Raw genomic sequence first — 12,678 nt, 5'->3', positions numbered from 1 at the left:
TTCAGTCACGCGCGGGCAAGGGCTGCGAGCGCAGTCCCGCGCGGACGTCCTCGTCCAGCCCGCGCAGCAGGGCGTTGATCAGGTAGGCGTTGTCCCATTCGGTATCGGCGGGAGGCCGGTTGCCCAGCCGCGCTGCGATCAGGCGCGCCGACGGAACGATGTAGATCACCTGGTTGGAGTTGCCGTCGAACAGGAACAGGTCGTGGGCCAGATACGGCTCGCCGTGCAGGGTCTCGCCGACGTCCCGGTCCGGATTGGCCGCACCGCGGCCCGCGATGTACTCGCCGGCCACATAAACGCCCAGCCCCGCATGCGGGTTCTGCGGCGCCGCGGTGGTCATCGCGCGCACATAGCCCTCCGGCAGCAAGCGCCGCCCGCGCATCTCGCCGTCATTGATCAGGAGAATCGCCAGCCTCAACCACGATTCGGCCGGCAGCAGCCAGCAGCATCCCGCATGGGCCGTGCCGCCTTCGCGGTTCATCCAGACCTGTCCGCCGGCCGCCCCGATGGGCGCCAGGACTTCTTGTGAAACCCAGTCCTCATAATCGACCCCCGTGGCGCGTTCGACCAGGGGTGCGACCAGTTCGGAATTGGCATTGGAATATTCGTAGCGGCTGCCCGGCTCGTCGGTGAGCGGATAGTCGTTGATGATGACCTCGTCATGGCGCGGATGCAGGTAGGCGCGGTTTAGGATGTCGCCAATATCCGGCGCCGGTGCCTGAGGCTTCAGGCCCGAGCGCATGCCCAGCAGATGCCGGATCGTGATCTCGGCCCTGGGCGTTTCCCGCCACTCGTGAAAATAGTTCGCTGCCGGCTCGTCCAGGGAGGCGATATGGCCCTCCTGCATCGCCCTGCCCACCGCGATGACCGAGAGCGGCTTGGCCAGTGAGCGTGACACCAGCAGCGACTCGGCAGCGACACCGCCGAAATAGCTCTCTGCTTCCAGCTTTCCGTCTAGCCAGATCAACAACGCGGTGCTGTTCATCGCGCGGGCGTATTCAATGGATGTTTCCAGGGCCCCGGCCGAAATTCCCGGGGTTTTCGCCATCTCGAGCGGCGCGGGGGCCACGGCGCCGGGAACATCCTTGAGCGGGTCATAGGCGGCAAGGCCGCTGGCGCCGGTGCGATCGGTCAGCGCCTCGAAGCGCTTGCGGTACAGCGCCTCGTCTTCCTCGGCGTAGCTTCGGAAGGCCGGGGGCTCCATAGCCTCGTCCGCCGGCAGCGCCGGGATCAGGGCCAGCACGGCCAGTGCGCAGGCCACCCTCGGGAGGCGGCAGAATGGAACGGAAAGGACCACGAGCCGGCAGTATATTCCCCTCAGGCGACCCGCATACAATGGCTGCCGGTCTGAACGGGAAGCTTCAGGCGCCGAACAGGGGAGCAGCCGCATATGTCCTACGACAGCGTTCGCAAGCTATGGTCGAACGATCCCGAGTCGTTCTGGGCCGAGGCGGCGCGAGGGATCGAGTGGAGCGACCCGGCACTTCAGGTCCTCGACACCGAGGCGCCTTCGGGCCGCTGGTTCACGGGGGGCGTCCTGAATACCTGCTACAACGCCCTGGATCGGCATGCGGATTCCGCGGCGGCGGACAGAACGGCGCTGATCTACGACAGCGCGATGACCGGTGCGGTGCGCCGGTTCAGCTATGCCGAACTTCGCGACCAAGTGGCGGAACTGGCCGGCGCAATGCAGGCGGCGGGACTCAGGCGCGGCGACCGGGCGCTGATCTACATGCCGATGGTCCCGGAGTCGGTGATGGCGATGCTGGCCTGCGCGCGGCTTGGCGTGATCCATTCGGTGGTGTTCGGTGGTTTCGCCGCCCGCGAGCTGGCCACCCGGATTTCCCAGGCCCGGCCGAAACTGATCCTCACCGCCAGTTGCGGCCTGGAGCCCAATCGCGTCGTGGCGTACAAGCCGCTGCTCGATGACGCGCTGGGCCAGACCGATCATTCGCCAGAACTCGTCGTGCTCCTGCAGCGACCGGAATTGCGGGCGGAACTGAAGCCTGCGCGCGACGTGGACTGGAAGGAATTCCTGCGTGATGCGAAGCCCGCCGACTGCGTGCCGGTGCACGCGACCGATCCGCTTTATATCCTCTACACCTCCGGCACGACCGGGCAGCCGAAGGGGATCGTGCGCGACAACGGCGGACACGCCGTTGCGTTGCACTGGTCGATGAAGGCGCTATACGGAATTTCGCCGGGCGACGTATTCTGGGCGGCGTCGGATATCGGCTGGGTCGTCGGGCATTCCTACATCGTTTACGGCCCCCTGCTGGCCGGCGCCACGTCCATTCTTTACGAAGGCAAGCCGGTGGGTACGCCCGATGCCGGCGCCTTCTGGCGCGTCATCGGCCAGCATGGAGTCAATGCGTTGTTTACCGCGCCAACGGCGATTCGCGCCATCAAGCGCGAGGATCCGGCGCTCGAACACGCGAAGCGGTACGACCTGGGGACGTTGCGCGCGCTGTTCCTCGCCGGCGAGCGCTGCGACCCGGACACGCTCGATTGGTCCGGCAAGGTGCTCGGCGTGCCGGTCATCGACCACTGGTGGCAGACCGAGACCGGATGGGCGGTGGCCGGGAACCTCTTGGGCGAGGGCCTGTTCGAGGTGAAGGCCGGATCCGCCGGCAAGGCGCTTCCGGGCTGGGACGTGCGGGTGCTGGACGAGAACGGCGCCGAAGTGCCGGCCGGCGAAACGGGCTCCATCGTCTGCCGCCTGCCGCTGCCGCCGGGCGCTCTTCCGACTCTTTGGCAGGCTGACGACCGGTTTCGGGAAACCTACCTGGGCGACTTCGACGGCTGCTATACGACCGGCGACGCCGGTTATATGGACGCCGAAGGTTATCTCTACGTGATGACCCGGACCGACGATGTCATCAACGTGGCCGGCCACCGCCTTTCCACCGGCGCGCTCGAGGAAGTGCTGGCGATGCACCCGGACGTGGCCGAATGCGCGGTGACCGGCATTGCCGACGCGCTGAAGGGGCAGGTGCCGCTGGGATTCCTGTGCCTGAAGTCCGGAATCGACCGGGCGGAAGAAGATGTCGTGAGCGAGTGCGTCGCACTGGTCCGCGAGCATATCGGACCGGTCGCCGCCTTCCGCAAGGCCCTGGTCGTGGATCGATTGCCCAAGACGCGCTCAGGGAAGGTCCTGCGGGGAGTGCTGGCGAAGATCGCCGACGGCGTGGAGTACGCGTTTCCGGCCACGATAGATGATCCCGCCATCCTGGGAGAAATCGAATCCAGCCTGCTGAGCGCCGGAATCCGCGCCGAATGAACACGCGCGAGGGCAGGCTTTCCGGGGAAGGCTATGGCTGGTACGTGGTCTTCGTGCTGTGCGTGTGCGGCGTTGTGGCGTTCATCGACCGGCAGATCATCAACCTGCTGGTGGAGTACATCAAGGCCGATCTGGCGGTCAGCGACACCCAGATCAGCCTCCTGCAGGGCTTTGCCTTCGCGGTTTTCTATGCACTGGTGGCGATTCCACTCGGGCGAATCGCCGACAGCACCAATCGGCGCCTGCTGATCACCGTCGGAATCTGCGCCTGGACGGTCGCCGCCATCTGCTGCGGCCTGGCGCAGACGTATGCCCAGCTTTTCTTTGCGCGGATGATGGTGGGTGTGGGCGAGGCGGTGCTGACGCCTGCCGGCTTCTCCCTGCTGGCCGACTTCTTCAGGCCCAGGCGGCTGGCGCGGCCGGTCAGCGTCTTTACCGCGTCCAGCTTCTTCGGCTCCGGCATCGCGCTGATGGTGGGCGGCTACATCATCAATGCGATCCAGGCCGCCGATGGGATCTCGCTGCCGTTCTTCGGACCGCTGCGCCTGTGGCAGGCCGTGTTCATCATCGGCGCCTTGCCCGGCATTCCCGCCGCCATCTGGTTCTTCCTGTCGGTGCGGGAGCCGCCCCGACGCAGCGCGCCTTCCAGCCAGCAAAGCTCGCGGGAATATCGGCGCGGCTTTCTGGAGGCCATTCGCTATGTCGGCAATAACCGCCGCCTGTTCCTGTCGATCTATGCGGGCATTTCGTTCCTGGCCGCGGCCCAGTTCGCGCTGGGCGCCTGGATCCCGGCGTACTTCATTCGCACACATGGCTGGTCGGCGGGAGACATCGGCTACGCCCAGGGCTTCGTGTTCCTCGTATGCGCGACGATAGGCGTGGTGGGGGGCGGTTGGCTTACGGACGCGATGCAGGCGCGCGGCCATCGCGACGCCAATCTCAAGACCTCCACCTTCGGCGGGCTGCTGGCAATGCCCTTTGCCGTGGCGATCCCCCTGGCGTCCGATCCGATGGTGGCTGTCTCGTTGCTCGCGCCGGCCGTGCTGTTCGGCGCCGTACCCTTCGGCGGCGGTGTCGCGGCGCTGCCGATGGTCTCGCCCCCGCAGTTCCGCGCCCAGCTCGTCGCGTTCTACCTCCTGGTTGCGAACATTCTGGGCCAGGCCGGCGGGCCCTGGCTGGTCGCGCAATTCACCGACCGGGTGTTCGCCGACGACGCCGCCGTGGGGTGGTCGCTGATGATCGCGGTGCCGATTCTCCTGGCGATCGGCAGCCTGCTCACGCTGTCCGGATGGCGGCCCTTGCGGGCGCAACTGGCCGACGCTTCCGCATAGCTCGCATACTGCGCGAGTCCGCGAGTCCGCGAGTCCCTCGGTTCTTTCGTGCCCCCTCTTTGGGTGGAGACGCATGAACCCATCCATGGGGCTCGGCGGCTTGCTCGCGTCGGGACATCGACGCTCGCTGTCGCCGACGCTCCACCCAAAGAGGGGGCACGAAAGAACCTCTACTCTTGGGCTGAATCAGCTCAGGTATTGATTTCCCGCAGCAGGCGGGCCAGTTCGTCGTTGTAACGGTCGGCCACGGTCACCGTGCAGAAGTGCCCGCCTTCCGGCAGCATCACCCGGCGGGCGCCGGGAATCCGCTCGGCCAGTTCCCGCGCCATGCCGGGGGGCGTAAGCACATCGTCTTTCGCCGATATGACCCCGGTCGGGACGCGGATTTCCTGAATTTCCTCTCTCAGGTTATGTGTCATGACGGCGTTCAGCCGCCCCAGTTCCGCCTCGACCCCCGGAAACACCTTGAGCCGCTCCGCGACGATCCTTTCCCTGCCCGGATAGGAGTCCTCGATCGCCCACGCCGGAGTAACCAGCAGGGTCCCGGAGAACAGGTAACTCTCGGCGCCGGCGTCCAGCAGGATCTTCCGGCGGAGCTGGAACAGTTCGACGAACAGCGGCGTCGGTCCGGCCCAGCTTGAGCTGAGCACCAGTGACCGGACACGCTCCGGCGCCCGCAGCGCCAGCTGCTGACCGATCGCGCCTCCGGTCGAATGACCGACCACGTGCGCCGTTTCGATTCGAAGCGCGTCCATCAGCGCCAGCGCGTCGTCCGCCATCTCGCTGACGCTGTTATGCAGCGGCGCGGCAGGGCTGCGCCCCACGCCGCGGTGGTCGTAGGTCATTACCCGGTAGCGCGGCGAGAAATACTCGACCTGGTTGCGCCAGAAGGTCCCCGAGCCGCCCAGACCCGCCACCAGCAGCAGGACCTCGCCCTCGCCGCGCTCCTCGGCGTAGAGCTCGGCGTCGCCCGCGGAAATCAGGGGCACAGAGCTTCTCAGGCGCGTACTGCGTTAGCCTTTCTTCGCCTCCTTCTTTCGGGAGTGTTGGAGCCAGGGATGGCGGAACCAAGCCATGGAAGGCGTCTCCCGAAAGAAGGAGGCGAAGAAAGGCGGAGCACTAGGACCAGGACAGCGTGACCGCCTTGGTCTTGGTGTAGAGATCCAGCGCCGCTTCGCCGAACTCGCGCCCCCAGCCCGACTGCTTGTTGCCCCCGAACGGCATAGTGGGATCCATCGCGGCATGGCAGTTCACGCCCACCTGGCCGGCGTCGATCAGCCGGGTCATGCGCATCGCCGTTTCCAGGTCGCGGGTCCAGACGCTGCCGGACAGCCCGTAGGTTGTGTCGTTGCCGCGCGCCGCCAGCGACTCGAAGTCCTCGTCGTCCGAGAAAGTCTGCATCGAAATCACCGGGCCGAACACCTCTTCGCGAACGATCTGCATGTCCGGCTCGCAATCCGTAAACAGCGTCGGCTCGATGAACCAGCCGTCGCGATCCAGGCGATTGCCGCCGGTGACTCGCTTCGCGCCTTCCTTTTCCGCATGGGCAATCATTCCCTCGACCCGCTCGCACTGACGCTCGGTAATCAACGGACCGATCATGTTGGCCGGGTCCGAGCCGGGACCGATCTGCATGCTGCCGGCGAACTCGGCGATTCCCGCCGCCAGGTCGTCGGCGATCTTCTCGTGCACGAACAGGCGGCTGCCGCAGACGCAATTCTGGCCGGACAGCAGAAAACCGGCCATGGCCACTCCGGGCACGGTGGCTGCGAGGTCCGCATCCGGAAACACGAACACGGGAGACTTGCCGCCCAGCTCGAGCGAGACCTTCTTCAGGTTGCCCGCCGCGGCCTTGACGATGATCCGTCCGACCTCGGTCGATCCGGTAAAAGCAATCTTGTCCACGTCGTCGTGTGCGGTCAGCGCGGCGCCGGCCTCTTCGCCGAGTCCGTTGACGACGTTGAACACGCCGTCCGGAAAGCCGGCTTCCCGCGCAATCTCCGCCATCAGCAAGCCCGCGATGGGAGCGTCTTCAGCGGGTTTCAGCACCAGCGTGCAGCCGGCTGCCAGCACCGGGGCGATCTTGAGCATTTCCATGCCGAACGGATAGTTCCAGGGCGTGATCGCGCCCACCACGCCGATCGGTTCCCGCAGTGTGTACGCAAGCAGGTCGTTCGGGGATTTGCCCATGGCCGAAGATGGCATCGTCTTGCCGGTGATCTTGTTCGTCCATCCTGCGTAATAGCGCAGGAACAGGGACGCGAACGGCGCCGAGCCCTGCGCGATCATGCGCGGCAGGCCGCCGTCCAGGATCGACAACTCGGTAATGTCCTCCGCACTGGCCTCCATCAGCTCCGCGAATCCGAGAATCAGCCTTGCGCGCTCGTCCGGGGGAACGGCGGCCCAGGCCGGCAGCGCCGCCCGGGCGGCCGCGACCGCTGCATCGACTTCACTCTGTCCGCCCAGATGCAATTGCGAGATCGGCTTTCCGGTGGCCGGATCCAGAACGTCCCGCAAGCTTCCGCTCGAGACGCGTTCGCCGTTGATGAAGTGCGGTTGCGGCCGGCTCAGCCGCTCGGCCGGATTGGTCGAGATTCCCATGGCGGCATCCCCCGATGCAAAGGAACGTTGATTCTATGCAGCCCGACTGACACCGTAAAGTCGCCATTCACCGCGTTTATGGAAGGGCAACGTGTTTTCTATTGGCGGTATGGTGCCGGTCTCGTGTACATTTGCCGGATACCCTGCGACGGCCTGACTGACCATGACCACATTGCCTGAACCGTGCCGGCCCATTACCAGTGAAGAAATAGAGACGTACGAACGCGACGGAGTCGTATGTCTGCGGGGCATAGTGGATCGGCGCTGGATCGACTCGCTGATTCCGGCCGCCCGGCGGATCGCCATAGACAACGAGGATGTCGGCCTGCTGCCGACGTATCCCGGCCGCTACATGTCGCGCAAGGTGCCGGAATTCCGGAAGTTCGTGTTCGAGTCGCCTGTGTCCGAAGCGGCCGCCCGGGTGATGAGGTCGAGCATGGTGCGCTTTTTCTTCGACGAGTTCTTCGTCAAGCCTCCGCGCTCCAGCAAGACAACGATATGGCACTGCGACCGGATGGGCTGGCCGACGGTTGGCAAGATGGTGCCCTCGATCTGGGTGCCGCTGACTCCGATCGCCGAGGAGAACTCGCTGGAGTGCATTGCCGGTTCGCAGAGCCAGGACGTTCGCTATTGGCTGTTCTCGCCCAATGCGCGTCAGATGGAGCGGCCGGACGACCGCGTGCCGCATCCGGATGGGGAGAAACTCCGCGCCGATCCCGCCAATCGCTTCCTGAAATGGGAGATGGACCCCGGCGATATCCTGATCGTGCATCCATGGACGCTGCACTACTCGCACGGCAATAACGCGGACGACTGGCGGATCGCGCTGTCCATACGCGTATTCGGCGACGATATTCGCTGGCATCCGAGGCCGGACTGCGTGAACCTGGCCGGTGTCAGCTTCGATGAAATGATCGAAGGGGAGCCGCCGGGCGGACCGCTGTTTCCCGTCTTGTGGTCGGAAGACGGCTACCGGGACGGCGATGCCGATTTCCCGACCGGCTTTGCCACGAGCTGGAGCCGTGATCGCCGTTCGGACATCAACGAGTACGATGCATTCAAGCGCGCGATGGCGGCGCAGAAGGCAGGCTGACCGGGCCTGCGCGCGAACACGGCCGGGGAGGCAGGCAATGAATACGAACCATGACGAATTGTCCCGGGCGCAGGTGGAGCGCGCCGCCCTGCCGGGTCCCGGCGAGGAACCGCATTTCCTTCCTCATCCGGTGATGGACCGCCTGCTGGAAGCGGTCATCGTCCTGGGCGGCGAACTCTGGATCGAGCGCGACCGTCGCCGGGCGCTGGAGTCGCTGCTGCAGTCCAAGGGCGTGGTTACGCCCGAGGAAATTGAAACCCATTCCGAGTCCGACGCGCAGGGCCGGCAGGAGGAGCTGACCGCCCTGGTGACTCGCCTGCTCGATCCCCTCCGCACCATGCGCGCCGACGGCTAGCGCCGTTCGCAGCCGACGTGCGTTAATCTTTGAGTGCATTCGGCGCCCCTGAAACAGGAAAGCAGATATGGAACAGAGAAATCCCGGCAAGCACCCCCATCCCCCCAGGAGGGAGGACGCCAGCCACATGGAGTACATGACCGAGGTCCGCAACTTCGCGATACGGTCGTGGTTTCCCGAAATCGCCGGCGAGGTGGGCGGCATTGCCGCGCAAGCCGGCATGCCCGCTGTCATCGACGCGGACCAGTACGCACAGCTTGCGCCGGAAATCGACCGAAGCCCGGCGGTCGCGGGCTGGAAGCGCGTGATGCGCAGCCAGCAGCAGCTTGCCTGGCAGAAGCTGCAGGACTCGTACGCGGCCGATCGCGAGTTCTGGGAAGGCCGCCTGACCGAAGCCGAGGAACGCAACCCCGGTCACCTGCACTACGATCCGGATTTCCAGGTGCCGGAGTCGGCCTGCGAGGACATCCACCTCCAGCCCGGCGGCTATTGCGGCGACAACCTGGCGGGCTTTGTCTTCTATCACGGCACCCGGGTCTTCTACCAGGGCGACAACGACAAGGATGAAATTCACGAAGCCTGCGTGGAGGACATGAGGCTGCCGGCGGACGGGCAGGTCCGGCGAATCCTGGATCTCGGCTGCTCGATCGGGCAATGCACGACGGTCTTGAAGGAGCGGCATCCGCAGGCGGAGGTCTGGGGGCTGGACGTTGCGCTGCCCATGTTGCGCTATGCGCACCTGCGCGCAACCGATATGGGCGTGGACGTTCATTTTCAGCAGGCCCTGGCGGAGAACATGGAGCATGACGACGATTCGTTCGACGCGGTGCTGGCCTACATCCTGTTTCACGAGGTCCCCGAGCACACCTTTGAGCCGATCGTCCGCGAGATGCTCCGGGTGCTGCGCCCGGGCGGTACGCTTACGGTGATCGATACGCCCAACTCCACTGCGTTTCCCACCCCGAACTGGATGTGGAAGGTGTTCGACGCGCGCTACAACTGCGAGCCTTATTCCCAGGCGTTCGGTGCGTTCGATTTCGCGGCCCTGCTTGAAGAAGTGGGCTTCGAGGACGTCAGGAAGGAAACCACCAACACGTTTCTGCTCAATACGCTGGCCACCAAGCCCGGCTGACAAATGCGCGGTGAACCTGGGAGGGAGGGCGTCCCGCCCTCCGTGGATATTTCCCCGGCCCGGGACTGAGTCATGGGCGGCGACGGCCCCGGCGATGACGGCGCGGCGCTGATCGATGCGCTGATCGCGGCGGTCGGGCCGGAGCACGCGGTCACATCGGAGGAAGCGAGGGAACTCGCTTCGCAGGACGTTTACCGAAGCGTCGAGATGCCGCTGGCCGTGGTCAGCCCCGGCTCCACGCGGGAAGTGCAGGCCGTTTTGCGGGCCTGCCATGCACACGAAACGGCGACGTTCGTGCGGGGCGGCGGCATGTCGTACACGGACGCCTTCCTGCCAGATCGCGCGCGCTCGATCGTCCTGGACACCGGCCGCCTCAACGCGGTGCGCGAGATCAATGCGCACGATCTCTACGCCACGGTGGAGTCCGGATGCACCTGGTCCGCCGTGGATGCGGAACTCGCCGAACACGGGCTGAGATCGGTGTTCTGGGGGCCGATGTCCGGCCGGCTTTCGACCGTCGGCGGCGCCATGTCGCAGGGGGCGGTCACTTTCGGTTCGGGAAGGCACGGGCCTTCGGTTTCCGCCGCATTGGGGCTGGAGGTCGTGCTGGGGGACGGCAGCGTGCTGGTGACCGGTTCCGGAGGACAGCCGGAGCACAGTTCCTTTTTCCGGGAATACGGCCCGGATCTCACCGGGCTTTTCTGCGGCGACGCGGGCGCCCTGGGAGTGAAGACGGCGGTGACGCTCAAGCTGGAGCCGCGGCCCGCTGCCGGCGAGGGCCTGAGTTTCTCGTTCGATGATTTTTCCCAACTCGTGGAGGCGACCCGGCGCGTGGCGCGCAGCGGTCTCGCCACCGAGGTGTTCGGCGCGGAGACCGAACTGATCCGGCAGGCCGCGGGCCGGGCCGAATTGAAGCAGGATGCGCGCAACCTCTTCACCATCATGCGCGCCGCTTCCGGGCCCGTGCAGGCCCTGCGCAAGGGGCTGCGGATAGCGACGGGCGGCCGCCGGTTCCTGAACGCCTCGAAATACCTGTTGAACTTCCTCACCGAAGGGGCGGACGCGGCGGAACTGCGCACGAATCTGCGGCGGATACGCAGGGCGGTCGGCGATCGGGGCATCGAAGTGGCCAATACGATGGCCGAGTACGCGCGTGCGGTCCCGTTTCCGGCTCCGATGATCGTGAGCCCCACCGGCCGCCGGCTCTTGCCCCTGCATGCGATCGTGCCGTTTTCGAGCGCCGTGGGGCTGCATGAAGAGTACCTGCGGTACCTGGATGACATTCGCCTGGAGTGCGAAGAGAAGCGCGTGCAGGCATTCGTCGTCTACAGCACCAGCGCCAGGGCCGGGTTCCTCTGGGAGGTGGTCATTTACTGGGATGACGAGTGGCTTTCCTACCATCGCGAGTACCTTCCGGAAGAAATGAAGGGCGTCGCGAGCGAGGGCCGGGCGAACCCCGAGGGCCGGGAGCTGGTGGAGCGTATGCGCGTGGAGCTGATCGAACTCATGTACCGGCATGGCGCGGTGCACCTTCAGATCGGCCGCGCCTACCCGTATGCGAGAGACCGCGACCCCGGCGCCCTGGAGTTGCTGCGCTCCGTCAAGCGGCAGGTGGACCCCTCGGGGCTGATCAACCCCGGCGCCCTCGGCATCTAGCAACCCGTGGCGGAAGAAATCGCGGTTGTCGGCGCCGGAATCGGCGGCCTCGCGCTGGCACTGGGACTGGCCCGGGCCGGCAGGCGGCTGCGCGTCTATGAGCAGGCGCCCGAGCTCAGGGAGATCGGCGCCGGCGTTTCGCTGTCGCCGAATGCCGTCAAGGGACTTCGCTACCTGGGTGTGGGCGAGCGCCTGGAGGCGATGGCCGACGAGCCGCCGACCCAGGTCACGCGCCACTACGCCAACGGCAAGGTGCTGGTGAACTTCAGGCGCCACAACACGCGCGAGCAACTGGGCGCGCCGTACCTGCAGGCCCATCGCGCCGATCTGCACGATCTTCTGCGCGAAAGGCTGGCCGCGCTGCAGCCGGATGCGCTGGTCCTAGACAAGGAACTGACGGCCGTTTCGGATGATCCGGCGGGCGCTTACGTGCTGGACTTTGTGGACGGATCGCAGGCAGCCGCCGACTTGCTGGTCGGCGCCGACGGGCTCAAGTCCACCGTGCGCCGCGAGGTCTTCTCCGAACCGGCGCCGGAATTCTCCGGCTTCGTGGCCTGGAGGGGCCTGGTTACGCGGGACGAGTTGGGCGACGAACAGTCCCGCCCCGGCTCCATGGTGTTCGTGGCGCCGGGGCGCATGTTCGTTCGCTACCCCGTTCGCCACGGACGGTTGCAGAATTTCGTGGCTTTTTCGCAGGTCGATGAGGGCTGGTCCGCCGAAGGCTGGTCGCAAACCGGCGACATCGATGCGGTGCGGGAAGTGTTTTCCGACTTCCACGACGACGCGCGCGTCGTGCTGAGGGCTTTTTCGGGAGGGCGCTGCCACAAATGGGGGCTTTTTTCGCGTCCACCCCTGCCTCGCTGGGTCAAGGGCCGGGCTGCCGTGCTGGGCGACGCCGCGCACCCGATGCTGCCCTGGTTGGGCCAGGGCGCCGCGATGGCGATCGAGGACGCGGTGATCCTATGCCGATCGCTGATCGAGTTCGAAGGGGCCGATGAGGCGCTGCGTCGCTACGAGAACGCCCGCCGGGAGCGTGTGACCGTCATCCACCGCGAGTCCCTTCACGGGGGCGAGCGCCTGATGCAGCAGGACCCGGACGAATTGGCCCGACGGCCCGTAGTCACCGAGGAGACCCTCGGCCTTTCCCACTACGACCCCGCCACCGAACCGCTCTAGAGGCGGGAGGCTCTGGAGGGAGGACGTCTCGTCCTCCAGGAAGGCCGGACGCCG

Annotated in this window: 10 protein-coding genes; 7 read left to right on the top strand and 3 right to left on the bottom strand. The window is 66.1% G+C overall.

Features of this window, described 5'->3' with window-relative positions; genetic code table 11:
* Position 1: 1 nt before the first annotated feature.
* Positions 2-1,390 carry a serine hydrolase gene (locus F4036_02740; protein MYK36657.1) on the bottom strand — a complete coding sequence of 463 codons (1,389 nt, stop codon included), beginning with the start codon at positions 1,388-1,390 and terminating at the stop codon, positions 2-4.
* Here F4036_02740 and F4036_02735 point away from each other — a divergent pair, their 5' ends adjacent.
* Both F4036_02735 and F4036_02730 read left to right on the top strand, forming a co-directional pair.
* Complete coding sequence (locus F4036_02735; protein ID MYK36656.1) at positions 1,391-3,280, top strand: propionyl-CoA synthetase; 1,890 nt, start codon at positions 1,391-1,393, stop codon at positions 3,278-3,280. It begins immediately after the preceding gene.
* Entirely contained in the window at positions 3,277-4,611 is a 1,335-nt protein-coding gene (locus F4036_02730; protein MYK36655.1) for an MFS transporter, read from the top strand. Before F4036_02735 ends, F4036_02730 begins: the two co-directional genes overlap by 4 nt.
* Positions 4,612-4,802: 191 nt before the next feature.
* On the opposite strand, the gene F4036_02725 is transcribed toward F4036_02730, so the two are convergent.
* Together F4036_02725 and F4036_02720 are read right to left on the bottom strand one after the other, a co-directional pair.
* Positions 4,803-5,612, bottom strand: coding sequence for an alpha/beta fold hydrolase (locus tag F4036_02725; protein MYK36654.1), 810 nt, complete (start codon positions 5,610-5,612; stop codon positions 4,803-4,805).
* A 118-nt stretch (positions 5,613-5,730) separates the two neighbouring features.
* Positions 5,731-7,212: an aldehyde dehydrogenase gene (locus F4036_02720; protein ID MYK36653.1), complete on the bottom strand. Its 1,482-nt coding sequence runs from the start codon at positions 7,210-7,212 to the stop codon at positions 5,731-5,733.
* Between the two features lie 163 nt (positions 7,213-7,375).
* Between F4036_02720 and F4036_02715 the strand changes: the two genes are divergently transcribed.
* The 5 genes from F4036_02715 (at position 7,376) to F4036_02695 (ending at position 12,624) form a co-directional block, all read left to right on the top strand.
* On the top strand, positions 7,376-8,305 hold the full coding sequence (locus tag F4036_02715) for a phytanoyl-CoA dioxygenase family protein (GenBank protein ID MYK36652.1): 930 nt from the start codon (positions 7,376-7,378) through the stop codon (positions 8,303-8,305).
* A 37-nt stretch (positions 8,306-8,342) separates the two neighbouring features.
* The gene (locus F4036_02710; GenBank protein MYK36651.1) at positions 8,343-8,660 is read left to right on the top strand and encodes a hypothetical protein; all 318 of its coding nucleotides are present in this window, start codon (positions 8,343-8,345) and stop codon (positions 8,658-8,660) included.
* A 67-nt stretch (positions 8,661-8,727) separates the two neighbouring features.
* On the top strand, positions 8,728-9,792 hold the full coding sequence (locus tag F4036_02705; protein ID MYK36650.1) for a class I SAM-dependent methyltransferase: 1,065 nt from the start codon (positions 8,728-8,730) through the stop codon (positions 9,790-9,792).
* 72 nt (positions 9,793-9,864) lie between these two features.
* Positions 9,865-11,448: an FAD-binding oxidoreductase gene (locus F4036_02700; GenBank protein MYK36649.1), complete on the top strand. Its 1,584-nt coding sequence runs from the start codon at positions 9,865-9,867 to the stop codon at positions 11,446-11,448.
* A 6-nt stretch (positions 11,449-11,454) separates the two neighbouring features.
* Positions 11,455-12,624 (top strand): NAD(P)-binding protein, encoded by a 1,170-nt coding sequence (locus tag F4036_02695; protein MYK36648.1) that lies wholly within the window; start codon positions 11,455-11,457, stop codon positions 12,622-12,624.
* Positions 12,625-12,678: the final 54 nt, after the last annotated feature.

The sequence above is a fragment of the Gammaproteobacteria bacterium genome, from assembly GCA_009845905.1.
GTDB lineage: Bacteria > Pseudomonadota > Gammaproteobacteria > Steroidobacterales > Foliamicaceae > Foliamicus.
The sequence above is the reverse complement of the archived record's forward strand: the minus strand, read 5'-3'. Positions and strand labels throughout refer to the sequence as shown.